Annotated in this window: 22 protein-coding genes, 1 tRNA gene and 1 pseudogene; 10 read left to right on the top strand and 14 right to left on the bottom strand. The window is 37.6% G+C overall.

Features of this window, described 5'->3' with window-relative positions; translation table 11 throughout:
• Positions 1 to 13: 13 nt before the first annotated feature.
• A complete protein-coding gene (locus ACQVGS_RS15630; protein WP_099042818.1) occupies positions 14 to 1,414 on the bottom strand; it encodes a polysaccharide deacetylase family protein in 1,401 nt (466 codons plus the stop codon).
• 277 nt (positions 1,415 to 1,691) lie between these two features.
• On the opposite strand from ACQVGS_RS15630, the gene ACQVGS_RS15635 reads away from it, so the two are divergent.
• Complete coding sequence (locus tag ACQVGS_RS15635) at positions 1,692 to 1,928, top strand: hypothetical protein (RefSeq protein WP_024121014.1); 237 nt, start codon at positions 1,692 to 1,694, stop codon at positions 1,926 to 1,928.
• Positions 1,929 to 2,053: 125 nt separating this feature from the next.
• Complete coding sequence (gene cyoE, locus ACQVGS_RS15640; RefSeq protein WP_316961217.1) at positions 2,054 to 3,040, top strand: heme o synthase; 987 nt, start codon at positions 2,054 to 2,056, stop codon at positions 3,038 to 3,040.
• Between the two features lie 26 nt (positions 3,041 to 3,066).
• On the opposite strand, the gene ACQVGS_RS15645 is transcribed toward cyoE, so the two are convergent.
• The gene (locus ACQVGS_RS15645) at positions 3,067 to 3,384 is read right to left on the bottom strand and encodes a hypothetical protein (protein ID WP_254518193.1); all 318 of its coding nucleotides are present in this window, start codon (positions 3,382 to 3,384) and stop codon (positions 3,067 to 3,069) included.
• Positions 3,385 to 3,539: 155 nt separating this feature from the next.
• On the opposite strand from ACQVGS_RS15645, the gene ACQVGS_RS15650 reads away from it, so the two are divergent.
• On the top strand, positions 3,540 to 3,848 hold the full coding sequence (locus ACQVGS_RS15650; protein WP_254518192.1) for a YjdJ family protein: 309 nt from the start codon (positions 3,540 to 3,542) through the stop codon (positions 3,846 to 3,848).
• Between the two features lie 328 nt (positions 3,849 to 4,176).
• Positions 4,177 to 4,371 (top strand): DUF4177 domain-containing protein, encoded by a 195-nt coding sequence (locus ACQVGS_RS15655; protein WP_024121010.1) that lies wholly within the window; start codon positions 4,177 to 4,179, stop codon positions 4,369 to 4,371.
• A gap of 182 nt (positions 4,372 to 4,553) precedes the next feature.
• On the opposite strand, the gene ACQVGS_RS15660 is transcribed toward ACQVGS_RS15655, so the two are convergent.
• The 3 genes from ACQVGS_RS15660 to ACQVGS_RS15670 form a co-directional block, all read right to left on the bottom strand.
• Positions 4,554 to 5,321: a MerR family transcriptional regulator gene (locus tag ACQVGS_RS15660; RefSeq protein WP_400152438.1), complete on the bottom strand. Its 768-nt coding sequence runs from the start codon at positions 5,319 to 5,321 to the stop codon at positions 4,554 to 4,556.
• A gap of 126 nt (positions 5,322 to 5,447) precedes the next feature.
• Entirely contained in the window at positions 5,448 to 5,591 is a 144-nt protein-coding gene (locus ACQVGS_RS15665; protein WP_106020485.1) for a YrzO family protein, read from the bottom strand.
• Positions 5,592 to 5,608: 17 nt separating this feature from the next.
• Positions 5,609 to 6,580, bottom strand: a complete 972-nt coding sequence (locus ACQVGS_RS15670) for a DMT family transporter (protein WP_127695442.1) — start codon at positions 6,578 to 6,580, stop codon at positions 5,609 to 5,611.
• A gap of 128 nt (positions 6,581 to 6,708) precedes the next feature.
• Between ACQVGS_RS15670 and ACQVGS_RS15675 the strand changes: the two genes are divergently transcribed.
• Both ACQVGS_RS15675 and ACQVGS_RS15680 read left to right on the top strand, forming a co-directional pair.
• Complete coding sequence (locus ACQVGS_RS15675) at positions 6,709 to 7,575, top strand: LysR family transcriptional regulator (protein WP_101863885.1); 867 nt, start codon at positions 6,709 to 6,711, stop codon at positions 7,573 to 7,575.
• A 377-nt stretch (positions 7,576 to 7,952) separates the two neighbouring features.
• Positions 7,953 to 8,459: a GNAT family N-acetyltransferase gene (locus tag ACQVGS_RS15680; protein WP_316961216.1), complete on the top strand. Its 507-nt coding sequence runs from the start codon at positions 7,953 to 7,955 to the stop codon at positions 8,457 to 8,459.
• 51 nt (positions 8,460 to 8,510) lie between these two features.
• Here the strand turns inward: ACQVGS_RS15680 and ACQVGS_RS15685 are convergent, their stop codons facing one another.
• The 7 genes and pseudogenes from ACQVGS_RS15685 to ACQVGS_RS15715 all read right to left on the bottom strand — a co-directional run bounded on the left by ACQVGS_RS15685 (position 8,511) and on the right by ACQVGS_RS15715 (position 13,661).
• Positions 8,511 to 8,924 (bottom strand): YjdF family protein, encoded by a 414-nt coding sequence (locus ACQVGS_RS15685; RefSeq protein WP_105990617.1) that lies wholly within the window; start codon positions 8,922 to 8,924, stop codon positions 8,511 to 8,513.
• 420 nt (positions 8,925 to 9,344) lie between these two features.
• A complete protein-coding gene (locus tag ACQVGS_RS15690) occupies positions 9,345 to 9,632 on the bottom strand; it encodes a YozQ family protein (RefSeq protein WP_024121001.1) in 288 nt (95 codons plus the stop codon).
• Between the two features lie 89 nt (positions 9,633 to 9,721).
• Positions 9,722 to 9,844 carry a hypothetical protein gene (locus tag ACQVGS_RS15695; protein WP_059292995.1) on the bottom strand — a complete coding sequence of 41 codons (123 nt, stop codon included), beginning with the start codon at positions 9,842 to 9,844 and terminating at the stop codon, positions 9,722 to 9,724.
• Positions 9,845 to 10,346: 502 nt separating this feature from the next.
• A pseudogene (csn, locus tag ACQVGS_RS15700) lies at positions 10,347 to 11,182 on the bottom strand (chitosanase).
• A 343-nt stretch (positions 11,183 to 11,525) separates the two neighbouring features.
• Positions 11,526 to 12,245 carry an NPP1 family protein gene (locus tag ACQVGS_RS15705; protein ID WP_106020490.1) on the bottom strand — a complete coding sequence of 240 codons (720 nt, stop codon included), beginning with the start codon at positions 12,243 to 12,245 and terminating at the stop codon, positions 11,526 to 11,528.
• Positions 12,246 to 12,581: 336 nt separating this feature from the next.
• Complete coding sequence (locus tag ACQVGS_RS15710; protein WP_024120997.1) at positions 12,582 to 12,848, bottom strand: hypothetical protein; 267 nt, start codon at positions 12,846 to 12,848, stop codon at positions 12,582 to 12,584.
• 372 nt (positions 12,849 to 13,220) lie between these two features.
• The gene (locus tag ACQVGS_RS15715; protein WP_151174938.1) at positions 13,221 to 13,661 is read right to left on the bottom strand and encodes a DUF805 domain-containing protein; all 441 of its coding nucleotides are present in this window, start codon (positions 13,659 to 13,661) and stop codon (positions 13,221 to 13,223) included.
• A gap of 266 nt (positions 13,662 to 13,927) precedes the next feature.
• Between ACQVGS_RS15715 and ACQVGS_RS15720 the strand changes: the two genes are divergently transcribed.
• Both ACQVGS_RS15720 and cotU read left to right on the top strand, forming a co-directional pair.
• Positions 13,928 to 14,323 (top strand): hypothetical protein, encoded by a 396-nt coding sequence (locus ACQVGS_RS15720; RefSeq protein WP_024120994.1) that lies wholly within the window; start codon positions 13,928 to 13,930, stop codon positions 14,321 to 14,323.
• 409 nt (positions 14,324 to 14,732) lie between these two features.
• Positions 14,733 to 15,005, top strand: coding sequence for a spore coat protein CotU (gene cotU, locus ACQVGS_RS15725; RefSeq protein WP_127695450.1), 273 nt, complete (start codon positions 14,733 to 14,735; stop codon positions 15,003 to 15,005).
• Between the two features lie 357 nt (positions 15,006 to 15,362).
• Here cotU and ACQVGS_RS15730 read toward each other — a convergent pair whose 3' ends face one another.
• On the bottom strand, positions 15,363 to 15,650 hold the full coding sequence (locus ACQVGS_RS15730; RefSeq protein WP_223203927.1) for a putative quinol monooxygenase: 288 nt from the start codon (positions 15,648 to 15,650) through the stop codon (positions 15,363 to 15,365).
• Positions 15,651 to 16,059: 409 nt separating this feature from the next.
• Here ACQVGS_RS15730 and ACQVGS_RS15735 point away from each other — a divergent pair, with 409 nt between their 5' ends.
• Both ACQVGS_RS15735 and ACQVGS_RS15740 read left to right on the top strand, forming a co-directional pair.
• Positions 16,060 to 16,227 carry a hypothetical protein gene (locus ACQVGS_RS15735; RefSeq protein ID WP_263463623.1) on the top strand — a complete coding sequence of 56 codons (168 nt, stop codon included), beginning with the start codon at positions 16,060 to 16,062 and terminating at the stop codon, positions 16,225 to 16,227.
• Positions 16,197 to 17,042: a tetratricopeptide repeat protein gene (locus ACQVGS_RS15740; protein ID WP_491830301.1), complete on the top strand. Its 846-nt coding sequence runs from the start codon at positions 16,197 to 16,199 to the stop codon at positions 17,040 to 17,042. Before ACQVGS_RS15735 ends, ACQVGS_RS15740 begins: the two co-directional genes overlap by 31 nt.
• Positions 17,043 to 17,321: 279 nt before the next feature.
• Here the strand turns inward: ACQVGS_RS15740 and ACQVGS_RS15745 are convergent.
• Positions 17,322 to 17,394: transfer RNA gene (locus ACQVGS_RS15745), tRNA-Val, on the bottom strand.
• Positions 17,395 to 17,412: the final 18 nt, after the last annotated feature.

Here is a 17,412-nt window from a genome sequence, read left to right on the forward strand (position 1 = left end):
AGCCTTTCCACATTTATTTAGCTTCCCTTTGTTTTTTTACCTCTTCCAGCTGAGTGACCGTCACCAATTGATAGCCTTGATCGGTCAGTCTTTTGATAATCTCATCGGCCGCATCAGCAGAAGTGCCGTAAATGTCGTGAATTAAAATCGTCTTTCCGTCAGCCGCGTGGCTCATGACTCGGTTGACAATTGTATTTTTATTTCGGTCTTTCCAATCTTCCGGATCAATGTCCCATAACGCGACATCCATTTTCAGCTTGCTGCGCAGTTCATCATTAATGCCGCCATATGGAGGACGCACAAGCGTCGGACGATACCCGCTTATTTTTTCAATCATGTCCTGCGTGTCATTGATCTGCTTTACAGCCTCTTTCACTGAAAGCCTTGTGAGAAGCGGATGGCTCCATGAGTGGTTCCCCACTTCATTTCCTTCTTTCAGCATTCTTTTTAACGTTTCCGGATAATATTGAACCCTGCTGCCCAGCACAAAAAACGTTGCATGCCCTTCATATTTCTTCAAGGAGTCCAGAATCTGATTTGTTGTCGCAGGATTCGGACCGTCGTCGAAAGTAAGCGCAATGACTTTTTTATTCGGATCAACTGTTTCTTCTTTGGGTAATGAAATGACTTCGTGCTTCGGTTTTTGTTCTTTGATTTTATTTTTGTTTTTCGCTTTATCAATATATTGTTCTTTCAATATATCTTTTAAAAGATGTTTCTTAATCGCAATCGACTGCTCTCCAAGATAGCCCGCAGCGACTTGATATGTATCAAAATAAAACTCGATATAATCTTCCTTGACGGCAAAACGGCTGAAATTTTCTTTTGCCGGTGCAGTTCCTTCTTTTAACAATTCGTCGTCCGCTGCAATGTCCTTATTCTTTTTAAGCTCATGATAAGCGATCAGCGAAAGCTTTTGTAAATAATCAGAGTCCTTTTTGAAAATATCATCAATAGAAAGAAAGGCTTCCTTGCTAAAATCAAAGTTAAATGTTTTTTTTACGTTTTGTCCATGCGCGCCGCCTATGTATTTATATTCATTAAAGACCACTGCCGCTGTCTGCTTGGCATAATGAACAATTTCATAATCGATGTTGAGTTCATTGCGCTTTTTTGTATGCTCCTGGTCAGCATCTTTCGTTTCCTTCTGAAATTGGCGAACCTCTTTCTCTGCGAAACTCTTTAATGCCGCATCCATTTTTTTATTTTTAAAAACAGGGTAGTTGACCGCGTAATTGAATGTTTTCCCGTCATTCACAAGCGTTGCGATCTCTACATCTCCATACTGAGAATCGGTTTTTACCTGATTCATGACCGTTTCTTTTTTTGATGTATTATGGCAAAAGCCTATAAGCCCTGCCGCACAAACAACTGCTAATAATACTTGAAACCATTTGATTCTTCTCGCCAACAACACAAACTCCTTCTTTCGTAATCACTTCGATTTATATCCCATCAAAAGATTCAGATGATGTTTTTTATGCTCATTCGTACTCAATTAGAAATATTTTTGTAACATTAAAGTAACATTTATTTCACTTTTGTAATAATAGGAGATTTAGAAGTTCTTGTCAATCCCTTTCTGAGGATTTACTCAATTAAAAAAAAACAATTTGGTCGATGGACATACACCCATTTCTCATATCAGGAATAAGGTAAACAGAATAAAAAATGCTAGGGAGGTAACCCTATTGGAATTTCCTGTTAATTACGATCAGTTTGAGCAAGTTTCACCTTTTGATGAAAGACAGCCATATTACTACCCGCGTCCGCGCCCTAGACCGCCATTTTATCCGCCTTATTATTACCCAAGACCGTTTTATCCGTTTTATCCGCGTCCGCCTTACTACTACCCGCGCCCACCTTACTACCCTTGGTACGGGTACGGCGGCGGATATGGCGGCGGATATGGAGGATACAACAGATAGCAGGCGGTGTTTACCGAGAATGGGGGCAGTCCAGCTCCCCTTTTTTTGTATAAAAATTGACAATATAATGACAAATATAGGAAATAATTGTGATCTGGCTGGCCTCTTGGTACGATAACTAAAGCATGCAGTTTTGGGGGAGGCGTCTATTTTTGGAGAATTCAAGAGTTTCTGCTCCGATTTCTGAAACAAAATACATAAAAGCCTCGAACCGGGTATCCGTTTACGATTTTATAAAGCTTGCAAAACCCGGCATTATCATATCAAACTCGATAGCAGCCTTCGGCGGATTTTGGATCGCATTTGTGAGCTCAGAAATACCATTAACAGGACTCGCTTTTTTCATGACAATGATAACGGCAATGCTGGGAACCGCGTTCGTCATGGCCTCCGGCACTGTCTACAACAACTATTTTGATCGGCATATGGATGCAAAAATGGAGCGCACCCGCAGCAGGGCCTCAGTCACAGGAAAAATGCCGCCGGCTTTGATCTTAACGTATGGCTCTGTTTTAGGAATAGCAGGTCTTGCCATGCTGTATTCCCTCAACCCTTTAACTGCAATTCTCGGACTGGCCGCCTTTATTTTTTATGCCATCATCTATACAGTATGGGTGAAACGGGCCTCGGTATGGAGCACGTTTGTCGGAAGCTTTCCGGGAGCTGCTCCGCCGCTGATGGGTTATTGTGCCATCACAGGAGAAATCAGTTTAACCGCTGTCATGTTATATGCCATTATGTTTCTGTGGCAGCCCCCGCATTTTTGGGCTATTGGGATAAGACGCAAAGAGGAATATCGGGCGGCGGGTGTCCCGCTCTTGCCTGTTGTAAAAGGAAATCATGTAACGAAAGTAAAAATGATTCAATATATTGCAGTCCTGGTGCCGGTTACGCTATTATTTCCTTTTTCTCTCGGCACCGGCCATATAAGCCCATTTTATTTTTTAACTGCCTTGGTTCTCGGAGGTATATGGATCAAAAAAAGCATGCAAGGATTCAAAACAGACGATGACGTAAAGTGGGCAAAGGATATGTTTGTCTACTCACTCATTTATTTTTGCTTGCTGTTTTTTGTCATGATGATTGATTCATTTGTAATGTTATTAATCTGATGATTTTATGCAAAAAGAGCCACACATTAATGTGACTCTTTTTTGTTTGGGAAAACAGTCTCTAATAGAAATGTCAGGATAATAAACACAGCCGCGCAAATCAAAAATCGGACGATTTCAGTCAAAATCCAGCTATGGGCAATACTCATATCATCGGTTTTCTGGAGGGCTGCACATATTGAAAAAATAGTGAGTATGTATTTTAGGATTTCTTTGTTCATGGACACCATCACTTTCTGGATATGATCACCAATATCCAAAATAACACATAGTTGAGAGCGGCAAAAGCCGAAAGAGCAAAAAAGTACCAGCCCAGCCTGAACTAAAGCTCCAATGAAAGACATACTGGCTCTCCATTCTAAGATATGAAATATTACAGATTGAGATCCTTTCCATTGTCAGCTATCCCAGTCCGGAATAAAGAAAAAATTGTCCAACCACCTACATTATGGTAATATATGATCTGCTTTTCTCATGTTCATTGATTTGGAGGCGTACGATGAAAGGGATTGTTTTAGTTGTTCAGCTTGGATTTTCATTCATGGCTTTTCTGTTTTTAGCCGCTGTCAATTGGTATCAAGGAAGCGAGCTTGTTTCAGATCAATTCGATTGGAATTACACAGCCAAATTTTCAAAGCTCCTTAACGGCATTGACACCATCACAAGCCCCAAACAAATTTCACAGCTGGATTTTTTCATATACTCTGCGAAACACTATCCGGTCATGAATATACTGATGATCTGTTCGTTTTTATATGTGTTATTATCACTTTTTTTGCTGATTCGCGATTGCCACACGGCTCGGTAAAGAATATGTCATTTCCCATGCCCCATTGAAATACCATAAAAGGAGCACCGTTATGATCCTCCCCCTCTTTTTTCTTTAATCGCCAGTTCATCTAAAGGATATGGCAAGGCGTAGCTCGCTCCGCGCACTTGATTGCTAAGCATTCCACGATTAGGTGCACGATTTATATCTTCTCTATATTCGTATGGTCAATCAGAACTGCGTTTATATGATCTGAACTTGAATGTTCTTGTTTCATTGGTAATTTCGGTATGTTCACCTTTTGTTTTTCCATCTTTCGGAACTTTCCTCTCGCTCTTTCGTATAACCTTACAGGAGGTATCACATGATGAAAGAGTATGAATTCGTTAGAGTCGAACTTAGTACCATGAGAAGAAGACCCAAAGAAGACTACCAACAAATCATTCGTGACTATGCTCAAAGAGGATGGAAGTTTATTCAGATTTTCGCCCCTAGTATAGACGGGTATGGAGCAGCTGCTTATTTTGAAATGATATTTGAAAGAGATGTGGAAGATGCTTAGTCTTTATGGCTAAGCATTCTTACCATTGAGTAACTTACATTTATAAATGACAAATCATAAAAAGCTTACAATTAGTAAGCTTTTTTGACCCTTCATGACAAAGAAAGACTCTAGTTTTTTCTATCGTGCTTCAAACTTCGCTTTCGTTTTCGCTCGATAAAGTTCATGCATCAGTTCGATGCTTAATCATTTACTTTCCCAGTATACACATAGATCACCTGTCTTAGAAATTCAGCTAATCCCTCACCATGTTGATCGTAATATCGTTTAAAGCGCTCATCTGATACATACATCTCCCCTAGACCTGCATGAGCTTCTTTGCAGTAGTCGCTCCAATAATATTGAAGCCATTTTTTGTGCAATTCCGCCGCTTTCAAGGCATCTTCACTTTTTGGATCTCCTTCTTCAAATGCTTTTTTAAGTTTTTCAAACATTTCTTTTTCTGTAGCGGTCAGCTCTTCATATTGCTCCTTTGTCATATTCAACACTTTTTGGTTAGTATCTTCCACCGCTTCTTCTCCATACTTTTGGCGTATTTCCGCTCCGTATTTCCTCTCGTTTTTTTCCACAAGCTCTTTTTTAAATCCTTTAAATTTCTCTTCATCTCTCATCTTTTCATTTCTCTCCTCTGCATGAATTGTTTTCTCTACATTTTGGATAAGGCTATCAATCCGGGCTCTTTCTTCTAAAAGCTCTGCATGATGATCCTTTAATGCTTTCTGACGATTAAAAGATGGGGAAAAGATTAATTTTTTTATCTCCTCTAATTGGAAGCCTAACTCTCGATAAAATAAAATGTGCTGTAATTGGTTGACTTCTTTTTCCCCATAAATTCGGTATCCAGATGAATTAATCCGTGCTGGCTGTAAAAGGTTGATCTCATCATAATACCTAAGCGTTCTTGTGCTGACTCCCGCTAATTTGGCTAACTTCTGAACGGTATATTCCATTTCTTCTCCCTCCTTATACAGTAACCGTACACTTTGACGTAACGTGAATGTCAAAGCTTTTTTTAAAAAAATCTCCTTGAATGTTTCAAGGAGATGATTTATCTGCAACATGTCATATACCGAAACTTATTTGATGTCTCTATTAAGAAGTTCTTTTAAAAGTTGATTGAACTCCTCCTGTTGTTTTATATTTTTGCGGCCATTTCGATTAATGGCTGCTAGTTCGCAGACGATTCCAGCCGAAATAAAAAACAATAAACCTTCAAACATATAGCATCCTCCAACGTTTAAGAGATAGTCAACTGTGTTTGTTCATTTTCTAAAGACCGCTTATCATTTTTATCTTCCTTACGCTGAAAAATGTTATTTAGAATAAGCGCTGTCATGACAAGCAGTGTTCCTGCTACATCAAAAGTGGTGATTTTAGATCCTTGTATCATCATGATTAACAATGTAGTAATGGGAACAAAGTTAATAAATAAAATCCCGTTAATGGGTGATAAAATTTTAACACCATAGTTCCAGCTAAGGAGAGCTACGATACCTGGTAAAGTAATCATAAATATTAAGTCATACTTAATTTCAGCAATCACATTTATACTAGGTATGGACACGTATCCTTGAGCGGTGAGCGCAGCTGTTAGAATACCTGTTACAGCTGTACCGAATAAACACGTCAATGTTGAATAACGCAGCGTAGACCATTCTTGAAATAGCTGTCCCCCCATTGTATAGATTACCCATCCCACAACACCCATTAAAATAAAGGTTAACGAAAACAGATTATCTTTCAATGTATAAAAGAAACTCATATCGCCTTTGGTAATAACGAATGCGGCTCCAAAAAAAGCAATCATAATAGATATAATCTTATATTTTTTCGGTTTCACATGTTTATATCCCCACAGGATAAAAATAGAAATGATTGGCATAAGTGCCTCTGCAATAGACGCAGTCATGATTCCAGACTTCCCCATCAACCTTTGGCCCAAAAAAATAAAAACGTTGTATACAGTAAACGCCATTACACCAAAAAAAATGAGCAATTTTGCTTTACCCTCTAAACGAAATGATCTCTTCCCCTCCCTTACCAATAATAAAATCACTAAGATAACTGCTACCACGCCATATCGAATAGATGAAAAATAAAATGGATCAACAAATGCTAATGCATGATCTGCAACTGGAAACATTGCGCCCCACGACATACTTGCTACTAAACATGTGAGGACACCAATGAATAATTGACCGTTTTTCATTGTAATTCCCCTCCTTTTCTTGTATTGACAATGAGAATTATAAAAAGAAGGATGACATCATGTAAAATGAATAAAAATGATGAAAAACATCATTTATAATGATATTTTAAATGAAGGAGGGATACTAAATGGAACTGCGAGACTTACAAATTTTCCAAAGCGTTGCCCATCACAAAAGTATTACCGGCGCTGCAAAGGAATTAAGCTATGTACAATCCAATGTAACAGCACGTATTAAGCAATTAGAAAACGAACTCAAAACACCTCTTTTCAATCGGCATAAAAAAGGGGTAACATTAAATCCTGAGGGCCGAAAAATGCTTGAATACGTTAACAAAATCTTGAAAGATGTTGAAGAGCTAAAACAAGTCTTTCTTGATAGTGATATCCCCTCTGGAATATTAAAAATCGGTACAGTGGAAACAGTGAGGATACTGCCGACCATCTTAGCCTCCTATTATAAAAAGTATCCAAACGTGGATTTATCATTGCAGGCTGGTTTAACGGAGGAACTTATTGAGAAGGTAACCAACCACGAATTAGACGGGGCTTTTATATCAGGGCCAATTAAGCATTCCATTCTCGAACAATATGATGTCTATACTGAAAAACTTACTCTAGTAACGGCAAATAAAACGTTTCGAATAGAGGATTTTATGACGACGCCGATCCTTGTGTCTAATCAAGGATGCGGATATCGTTCCAGGCTGGAACATTGGCTCAAAGATGAAGGTTTACTGCCAAAAAGAATTTTGGAATTTAACATTCTAGAGACCATTTTAAATAGTGTTGCACTTGGTCTTGGAATCACAGTCGTACCCGAATCTGCCATAACACATCTTTCAGCCGCAGGTAAGGTTTATTGTCACCCGCTGCCTGAGAAATATAGCATGATCTCAACCATCTTTATTCGGCACAAAGACGCTTACATGACAAATTCGATGCGCAGCCTGCTGAAGACGATTAGTGAGCATCAAAGTATGAGTATGTCTTAAGGGAGTCTGCTACTGCTTTGTTCTCACCGCCAAACTTATGCATATTCTTGTTAGCTGCACATATCTTTTCATAATAAAGAGCAGGCATCATCTCTGCTCCCCCTTTACTCCTTATTATCCGTTTATTTAGACCCAGACGGTTATTCTTACCATTTGAAATTTGAAATCATACTGATTTCTTTATCGTTTTTTTCTGTTATCAAGTTCATGAATTTTTTTGGTGCGGCACATATTACGGATACATTATAGAGAGAGAAAATAATGAATATGCATTGTGACAAACTTGTTATAGAGAGGACAATTAATTCTCGATTCATGGTAAATGAACATAAAAAGAATCACATGTATAGATATCAAATAGAAGAGAGGCTAAAGAGATGGTTCTCCTTGAAACGGATCGGTTACTATTAAAAACGATTGATGTTAACCTTCTAGACGCTGCATCTAAACGAGATCATCAGGCTATTATAGACCTGGGTTATAAAACAAATGGAGAATGGCCAAACTCCGATTTTTTTGAAGCAATTCCTTATTTCCGCGAGATTTTAATGAAAAATAAAGGGACAAGAGGATTTGATTCATGGATCATTTTAAAAAAGAATGATTATGAAATTGTCGGAGGAACTGGGTTTTTAGGCGACCCTGATACGGATGGCATGGTTGAAATCGGTTTTGCAACAAATAAAAGTCACCGCCGTAAAGGTTATTGTTTTGAGGCTGCCCAAAAGTTAATAAACTGGGCATTAAGCGAAGAGAATGTTAACTGTATTGCGGCAAGATGTGAACATGGCAATATGGGATCACAGCATATTTTGAAGAAGTTAGGGTTTAAACTGGACCGTGAAGAAAAAGACTTTATCCATTGGAGATACGCTAAAGTGTAAAAACATATACTTCACTTATAAGAAAGCAGGCTCTATGCCTGCTTTTTCAAGCTATTTTCCTTTATGCTTTTTTTTAGCTTTTTGCTTTCTGATGAGATATTTTTGTTCTTTTATTTTTTCTCTTTGTTCTTTCGTTATTTGTTTTTTCTTTTGCTTCTTCGCTTCCAACTCTTGTTTCATCGCATCCTGTGCCTTTAAGGATGCTCCGGCACGTTTCAATTCCTTCGAAACCTGACGTTGCAATCTTTTCGGATTTATCTTTTTCTGATCTTGGGCCTTTACACTAACTCCTTCCTGCTCAGACTGGGACAGAGTCTTTAAGAGTTGTCTATTAACAAAATCTAATACTTCAGAATCCTTCGGCTCTTTTCCAAACAAATGCTGAGAGGCCTTTAGTTTTCCGTTTTTCACAACCTCAATAACTCCTACCCAAAACTGACCATTGTAGTAAATCGTTAATTTCATAACGATTCCCCCCTCTTTAAAATGATGAAAGAATGACGGACATCCCGAGGAGGGGAAGGTTACTGACATGATAAAAATGCATTCGGACTACCAACCGAATCGTGTTTTTTCATTCTTCCGCTTAAATTTTATCAATTTTTCCCTTTAGAGAAAAGATATTAAAGAATAAGTCATGCATCAGCTTGAACCTTTTTTCTCTTTTCAAAATCAAGGAATCCAAAGAAGACTGAAAAAAATTAAATAGAATTGCATTCTCTTCTTTCAATAGAATATCAAGCTACGGTTTCCTTTTGTTTCGCAAAAGCGAGGATCCCATTATTTGCATGCCCCTTTATGAAAGCAGCTTCTGCCGAACCAGTTTCATCTTTGTACTGAAAACGGAACTAACTCAAGTTCATTCGAGTCAGCTCCGCTTGATTATTAGTCCAAGTTTTGGTCGATGGTTCCCTCAAAATAGTCATCACTGACTTGTTCATGCGTTTCAGCCAAACCCTGTTCCAATTGTGTGGTTCCTTTGTAATCTGACGGTTCAAAATATCTTCCTGCGACATCCATATTTTCGTTTGCTTCTTCTTTGTTATTGGTTTGTTCGTTCTTACCTAATGTCTCTGACTTAGGATCGCCATTTTGATTAAAATCAAAGTCCTTGTCAATTTCCGAAAATCTTTTATAATCATCAGGTCTGTCTGCTCCATTTTTTTGAGTCACATCATCCACTCCCATTCCTTATCAATCAATATGACAGGCCAAAAACAATTGGCCCTATCTTGATATTAGGCTTTCCATTGAAACAAAACTTATTTGGTCCTCTTTGAACCTGTGCCATGTTTTTTAGGGTCATCTGCCTTGAATGCTGTTTCAGTCTCATGATCATTTCTTATTTGTTCAATACTTGAATTTTGAATCCCTTTTTTAGTCATGCTTTCACCTCTTTTCTGAAAACATTGGAATATCAGCTTCACCCTTATTCTGTCTTTTGAGCAGGCATTCATTCACCCCTTTTGACCAATAACAAAAAAATCATTCGTCATTAGTTCTGTATCTGCCAAACCATAATTTATCTTTCAGTCAACACAATAAGTTTAAAGAATGTAATATGACAGAAACTGTTCCCTTTACTGTAAGAAAAACACTCTTTATTTAGAGGATCAGCCAGCATGAAAACAAGTCTAGAATTATGTATTAAGCCTAATTGCTGATGTGACTGCCGTTGGATCGGATACATTCATGCTAGTGAATCGAATCTGGTTTTTTTCATTGAATCGGAAAAGCAGATTAGATTGAAATAAGCCCTTCTCTCTGAGAAAGGCTAAGTAATGGTAATGACATTTACACAATCGGTTCATACGTTAACCACCGCCATATAATGAGGGCGGCGGGTGTATTCGCAAAGGGTGCAGCCGGTTTCTTTACACTCGCTGCTTATTTGATTACGAAATCACCGTATTCTGCTGAATGGATATTGATCGGTCCGTTCAGATTGTAGTTGTTCGACTTGGCGATAGAGCGAACACATCCACACGGGCAACCGATTCTCTCCACTCATCACGGGTGTCCGGATCTGCTGGATTCATCAGATCGTCATAGCGCACGTCCAGAAATTTATTTAACCATTTCTTCTCATCTATTCCGTCTTTAGGTGAGCCGCCCGCCTTTTTGTTCGTGCGTTTGATCAAGGCATAAAAAGAGTCAGGGTCATCACCATCGCCATGCTGAATAACTGTATCGTACATCACAGCTTTTGCCAGTGCCGTTTTCAATCCGGCATTCTCTGATCGTTTCATGGCAGGCTGATAATACAAGCGATCATTTACCTTGTCTTGGGCAGCACGGAAATCTTTATCATTTCCAAGCGAACGCCAGGCAGAAGCAAATCCCTTGAGGTTGCTTATGTCATCGCTTTCTTCTTCGGCCAGACGGCGCAATTCAGGCAGGTACTTTTTCAGTTTGTTATTCGGTACTGCCTTTGTGTATACTTCAACTACTTCCAATGCATCCCCGGTAGCCGTTGTAAAGCCTGCCCGGCCGCATGTATAGCCTCTTCCATCCCCCAAGGGTTCCACATATCCGTATTGGATTTCCGTCGTGCCGTTTTCAAAGATACTGGTCAGCTGTTCCGCCCGGCGCTTTTGATCCTTGTTCAGTCCGGCCGCAAAAACCGTATCACTCATCATCAGGGTAAAAAACATGGTAAAAATAAATGATGAAATCGCTGCCTTCTTCCAGAAACCTGCTTTTTTCTCCAAACTGATTTTCATTCTATTACCCCTTTCTACATATTGTAATTACGGACTCAGTATACATGAAGGGGTTGCCCTTTTGTTGAAAATACATCGATTTGTCAATTTTTTGAATCTTAATTACTACTCTTAATGGTAAATAGATTGCGGGTCTCATTTAAAAGACAGACATCATTTACACCACAGAGAGATTCTTGAGAGAAAAGGCTTTCCGACAAGGACTTCTCTTATTATCATTCGTTCCATTTTTAAAAGTAATCATTGCCAATCAGCTATCGTAGAAACTGTAACTAATAGGAATTCATGTAAGTCAAAAAAAGAATCCTTCTTTGTAAGGACTCTTCCCAATACCAAGATGTTTTTATTTAAACCATGCTTTCTTTAAATTGCTGGTAAAGTTATTATCATTAAAAGGAACATTTGCTTTACCGAAATCTGTTGTATGTAATGCATTCCTTGCGGCAGGAGTTAAATCATCCCATCCGATTAACGGTTGAGTTCCGCCTACTACATCATCGCTCATAAGTAATTCATGGTTCAGCGGCCAAGTGCTGTCATATGCAATCAAAGGATGATTATCTCTCATGTTGCTTCCACTTGGTGCTGCATTTGTGAATTTTCCGTGTCCGGAATATGCAATGGATAAAACTTTTGGATGTTGATTTGCTGGATTATCAATCCATACAACGATTCCTTCCCAGTCATGTCTGTGACCTAATTTTGGAGAGGCTTCATCTTTTGGAAAATACCAGGAATACATAATTGCCCAAACACCATTGTACCAAGCAGAACGCGAATATACTTGTCCAGTATTTTTGCTGCAATGTCCTTCAGGCGCTCCAGTAGGCTCTAAACCTCCACTTGTATTGCCTTGTGCATCGACTGCAGGAAAAGGCACGCACCCGCTATAAACCTTCAAATATGGCTGAAAACGTTTCGCCGCTTTTTGAGTAACAGTGGCAGGCGCTGCCTCTTTAAAACCGACAACCTTGTCATGATCGATTACTGCTGCATTTGCTGTTGAAACAATGCTGACAGAAGTGAAAACGGATAAAAAGAGAGCCAAGAAAAATTTGTTCATGATTCCAACTCCTTTTGACAATATAGACAATTATTAGTTATCAAAAATTCGAGTTGAAATCAATGTCATTTTTACAAACTTCACACATTTTGTTTCTAAAGTATTATTTGAATTTTTCTTATGTTTTAAATTCGGTAAATCATATTCATTTCAAAAACGTGTCACAAACACACAATAAGCCCCATCCACTAAGGACAGAGCTTTTTGTCATTTTAGAACCTTTCAAGCACGTTTTTCGTCTGTAGCACCGCCAGCAGAAAGCATCAGAAAAGAATACTAAAACTTCTTTGCACGAAGTGTCGGTTCTTCTGCAAACAATGATGATGTGCTGTTTCCTTACTCATCTTTTTTATCTTTATCGGCATCTTCATTATCCTCAACCGGATCTTCGGGATCAGTCTCATTATCTTTTTCATCATCTTTATTGATCGTATCGTCCTCATCAACACCCGGCGCATTGTTACCATTATTATCTTGATCGTTCTCCTCAACATCTGGAGTATTGTTATCTTGATCATTATTATTTTGATCATTATTACAGCCCATTAATATAAAAGTGGATAGACATAACGCAGTTATTATTTGCAACCATTTTTTACTCATTTCCACCCTCCTCTCTTCTTTTTAATCCATATAAGTTTGTCCATTAAGTTCACTTTGATTCGTTCCATTCTAAATGTCTTCTTGATCAGCATATTAATTCAATCCTTTGCGAAAACTATAAACAAAGGTGCTTAGGATGTGGTTAAGAAGAAAAATAAATAACTATTCAAAATGCAGTTAACCACGTTAAATCAAATAATGTAAGATCATTCATGCCGATATCCTGCAGCACAATATTCTCTAAGGTTGATTTATTCCTCCCTCTTTGGTGAAGTTGTTCTCTATCTTGAATATGTAGTTTCCTTATGAGTTTTTCAGGCTATAAAAAACACCCCAATCGCTAAACTCATTGTCTAACAATTGGGGCGCAATTTACGATTCATTTATAATCTTAGGATTTGCTCCATATTGATTCTCTATTGTTTCACTATCTTGGCAGTTAAAGATCAGCATAATAATAGGACCGACCACCGGAATAAAGCCTATAAATATCCACCAGCCACTTTTGCCGATATCATGCAATCTGCGGATACTGAGAGCAAGAGACGGAAGAAAAACAGCTAACTGATAAAGAAAGATCAGAATATATGCCAGTAATCCCCCGCCATATCCAATTACATATCCTACTTGAGAACTGGCATATCCTTCTGCCGCCAATGGGCCTGATGTAAATAATCCAACTAGTATTAATGATAGCAGTAATAAAATAAAACAAATGATGCCATTAAAGAGATGAAACATCCAATATTCCTTTCGCCGAGCTCTCCCTTCAAAATTGACATAGTTCTTTAAGCCATTCCAATACCATTTCATATAGTTTCCTCCATTACCAACACTATAGATTACTGCAAAACATATCCATTATATCATAAAAATGATTTGGCTATAAAACTAGTCAATGGCAAAAAGACCTCATAGAACTTGCTATACAAAAAATGAAGGCAGTCGTAAAACAAAAATGGACAAGCTGATTGTCCTCACTCCTTTAGTTCCATTCTTAGTCAACTGACAACAAAACAGGAATTAACGAAATACGCCAACATACACTTTGTATGAATGTAAACGAAGGAGTGGTTGCTTTGTATCATTACTTTTATGTTCCTGTGTTAATTCCTCACTTACCACCTGCTCATCACACGCAAAGAAATCAAGACTTTTCAGAAAGACAGCGAAGAAGAGAAATCACATTGAATGTAGATGGTTTTATACCGCCATCTTCCACCGAGGATCTCGGAGACGGCTTTTATTCTTACGCATGGACTAACCAACAGGTCATAGATCCCGGTGAATACCTTGTTTGTTATCTTGAAGGAAGAGATATAAAGGTAATAAATGGCGGGTTTACTCCACGTGATTATGCTCCAATGTATGCAATAGGCAGTTTTCCGAGGAGAAGAAACCAGTGGGTGATTACGATTCATAATCCTCTTCAAACCCAAAGAGCCATATCACTTTATCTCATTGCGAAAAGATAACACAAAACAAAAACGGCAGGAACGCCTTTATCAGCGTTTCCTGCCGTTTTTCTGTATGATTCCGCCTGGGTTCGAACCAGTGGCCTCTCCCCTGTCAAGGAGGAAGGGACTATATGCCGATACGAACTTACGTATTATTTTAATAACCATATTTTATAGGGTTTTCTAACAAGAATTTCTGATAAAAAACCTTTTGTTTTGACTAAAAAGTTTGTCCCCTATTCGTCCCCATCTGTTCCCAAATGGCATTACAACATACTTCGTCTATTCACTGTGATCGAATCCTTTCACCTAACTTATATTTGGTTATCAGAAACAGCCCTATTAATAAATTATTAGTGAATTTGGCCATACCATATCATATAAACTTCATATATTAATATTGATTAAAATAATAGGAGGGCTTAAATTGGGTTATTATAAAAAATATAAAGAAGAGTATTACACTTGGAAAAAAACTTATTACAAAAAGTATTATGACCACGATAAGAAGCATTATGATTGCGACAAAAAGTATTATGACTGCGATAAGAAGCATTATGATTGCGACAATAAGTATTATGATTTTGATCATAACAAGAAGTATTATGATGATGATCACGATTATCATTACGATAAAAAGTATTATGATGACGATGATCATTATTATGATTTTGTCGAATCGTATAAAAAACATCACTAAATCTCTTAAGCATCTATAAAAGTTTCTGCTTTATATCAAGTGATGCGAAAATAGAAAAGCTCCCTATTGTGTGGGAGCTTTTCTTAGAAAATTGAGATTTTATGTTCCTATCCAGGTTCAAATTAAACACCGCTGAACTTTTCAATGATTTTGACCCTAAAAAGAGACAGGATCAATGAATTTCTAAGCCGAAAAATCAAGTTTGCCCTTTTATTTCAAAGCCTATTGAATTGTACATCTGATGACTTCTGAATGAAAATAATGATTGTTGGCAGAATTGGACAACAATCCGCCAACACTTTACTACTTAATTACAGGTGGTTGATTCTTAACCATTGAATGTTTTTAAGGAACCTTTTACTCATTCACATTGCTTTTCATTAACCATTCTACTTCCGTTAATTCTTGTTTTTGAACGTCTTTTGTGTGTTTTTTCGTGAAATGTTCTTTAACAGCTTCTTCGTTTTCCCAAATCTCCCAAAGCATTATTTTGCGTTCTGATGGTTCAAGCGGATATGCATGGAATGTAATACACCCTTCTTCTTTGTTTGTTTCTTCCTCAAGTTTTTTAAATTCCTTCATTATTTCATTAAGGTCTTTATCACTGATGATTTTTAAGCATGCAGTTATGTAATGCACCGAAATTCCTCCTCACATCATTTTATGACTTTTCATTATAACATTTTCTTGAAAAATGTAGATGTCATTTATAAATCATTAAACGACATCGATAGCCTTTTAGACCAATTTTCTATAAATTCTAAAGCAAGCTAAAGGGTCGATATCAGACGATATGGTCCTCATTTATGTTTATTCCGACCCTTTTCAGTCTAAATAGAGGGACTTTTCAAAAAAATACTCTATTAGAGGGGGTCCTTAGTGGTATAATATTAAATATATGTAAAGAAAAGGAGGTATTTGATTGCCTGTTTCGGATTTAATCCCATATCATTATGTAACTACAGACATTAATCATTGGTATGTTGTAATAAAGTAGGGTCGAGTTGAGAAAGCAAAAGAAATGAAAAGAAAAGTTGAAAAAGAATTCGATATGATGGAGAAAGATGAAAAGGTTGCAGTCTATCTTCAGCTATTAAAGCTACGGCACGAAATAATGCTGTCGTATCTCGAACCTGACTCTGTTAAAAATATAGATGGTGTTTATCTGCTCTTAAAAAGACAAGGGAGAATATGGCCCCTGAATCCCTTACGAATACAATAGAGTTCTATTATAATTTTTTTACCGGTATGTATCATTTCAGAACAAGAGATTTAGTTATTGCCTTAACATATTATCGCGAAGCTGAAAACGCAAATACAGATAATGCCGAGTTCTATTTTAAAGTATCAGAGGTCTATTACTATATGAAAGAGACTCATTTCTCAATGAATTATGCTCAGCGAGCATATTCTATATTTAAAGAGCAAAAAGATGCTCAGGGTAACCTTACATATGGCAAAGAAATGGTCCAATGTCAGTTTGTTGTCTTTGGGAACTGGCTAGATAAAATGTGTTATGAGGATGCTTTAGAAACAGCTGAAAAAGCCTTAAATGATGCTATAAAAATAGGGGAGCAACATTTAATTGGTTCAGCTCATTTTAACGTGGGATTATGTTATAATAGCCTTGAAGAACTTGACAATTCTGAGAAACATTTTCAAATTGCCTATGAAATTCATAAGGATCGAAAACACATTTATGAGTCCAAAGCGATTTTTAATCTGGCATATGTCAAAGCAAAGAAAAATGATTTAAAGACTGCATTAGAATTATACCAGGAAGGTCAGAAGGTTGCTGCCCGACACAATAACCAGGAAGTAACCGAGAAATTAAAACTGGTTAAAGGTCTTTATTTATCATTCGACTTACAAACACTTAGAGAAGTGTTCAAGTTCTTCGAAGAGAAAAACCTTTACGGTGATATGGAAGAATACGCTGTTGCTGTTGCTGATTTTTTGACCAACAAAGAAGACAGACATGATATTGAAGCACGCAAACAAATTCAAAGGGGGAAACATTTAAATGAAAAAATGTAAAATTGCAATTTGTTTAGCGCTCTTGCTTGGCGTTGTTGGAGTATCTAGCGCTTCATACGCTCTTTCTGAGCAGTCCACTTATAAGGTCGCAGATAGAGCAGCAACTTAATATGAAATCTAAGAAATAACCCCATTTTGGACTTTACAAATGGGGTTTTTACTTTATCTTCTCAACTCAATTTTTATTCTTGGGTTTTCATTTAAATCATATTCTGCATTAATAAAACCGACAACCCCTATAAAAAGTAAAAAACCCTTGCTGCGCAAGGGTTTAAGCTATGATTCCGACTGGGCTCGAACCAGCGACCTCTACCCTGTCAAGGTAGCGCTCTCCCAGCTGAGCTACGGAATCATGATATGTATGTGTTGC

This window comes from Bacillus sp. SD127 (assembly GCF_058566445.1).